General features: G+C 30.9%; 2 protein-coding genes. Both read left to right on the top strand.

The genetic code is table 11. From position 1 onward, the window contains the following. Nucleotides 1–141: 141 nt before the first annotated feature. A complete protein-coding gene (locus V7164_RS25070) occupies nt 142–387 on the top strand; it encodes a hypothetical protein (protein ID WP_335346836.1) in 246 nt (81 codons plus the stop codon). A gap of 53 nt (nt 388–440) precedes the next feature. Further along, nucleotides 441–965 (top strand): hypothetical protein, encoded by a 525-nt coding sequence (locus V7164_RS25065; protein ID WP_335346835.1) that lies wholly within the window; start codon nt 441–443, stop codon nt 963–965. The last annotated feature ends 118 nt before the right edge of the window (nt 966–1,083 follow it).

The raw sequence follows: 1,083 nt of genomic DNA, 5'->3' as shown, positions 1-1,083 counted from the left end.
ATGTTGCCCTTTAATTTTACCTAAAATAATATAAAAATGAAAACAGGAGGGTTTTATGAGTAAGTGTTGTAGGCTATACCTACATCTGTCACGACTTTAACTCTTCCTATGTTTTTTTAAAATCTGCAAGGAATATTAATCGTGACCATCATAAAAAAGGCTGCTGAAGAGGTTTGGGAAAATACCTTAGTCGGTGAAAACGGAATCTTTAATATGGCACAACCAAATCATTATGTATCATCTCCAGTATTTTCAGAGTTTCAATATTCGGCAAAGGATCTTAAACAATCAAGAGAGAAAATTTCCGAAAGCCAAAAAGCAAAAATAATTGAAGCTATTAAAAAGAATCCTGAAAAGTTTTTAAAGAGTAAAGCATACAACGACTAAAGGACGATCAACGAATTAGAAATAATCAGTAAATAAATTCCAGGGAGAGTAACATGAATTTTAATGAGTCGGTATTGAGTGAACAGTATGAAATACTAAGAAGCTTTTTATACCATTATTCAAGTTTTAGATATTTACATAAGAAATTTGATGACCTATGTAGATTTGGTTCTCAGGAATTTTGGGTGTATACAATAAATGCACATTACTTTCAGTCAATTAATCTATGGTGTATGATTTTTGGCACTAACAATAATGAAACACACTGGAAGAAGCTTGGATTAGAGGGAGAACTAAAGCCAATTATTTTGTCAAAATTAGAGTTAAGTGAAAAAGATTATAATTTGTATTGGAATAAATTGGTGGAATGGCGAAATAAATATTCAGCACATAGAGTACCAGGATTTATAGAAAATACACCAGACTTGAAAATAGCCCGAATGGTAGTATTTATATATGAAGACTGGGTTGCAATGAATATTGATGCAAGTGTTAGTTTCTCATTGGAACTATACGAGGAAAACTTTAAAGAAGATTTAAATTCCACAATTAGCACTATGCTAACAGCGTCAAATTAATAGATAATCTTTAAATGAGAATAATATGCGTTATAAAAAAATGAGGACTTTAATCGAAGTTCCCTCGGTTATTATTTATTAATATCGGTCTCCAAAAATAGGGCGCTTTTCTGAAATA

The sequence above is a fragment of the Bacillus sp. JJ1474 genome (assembly GCF_036965225.1).
In the GTDB taxonomy this organism is placed as follows: Bacteria; Bacillota; Bacilli; order Bacillales; family Cytobacillaceae; genus Cytobacillus.
Note: the sequence above shows the minus strand (reverse complement) of the source record. Positions and strands in the feature narration are given on the sequence as shown.

Excerpts from the sequence above, each read along its gene's own strand:
- V7164_RS25065 (WP_335346835.1), top strand. The coding sequence starts at position 441 with ATGAATTTTAATGAGTCGGTATTGAGTGAACAGTATGAAATACTAAGA.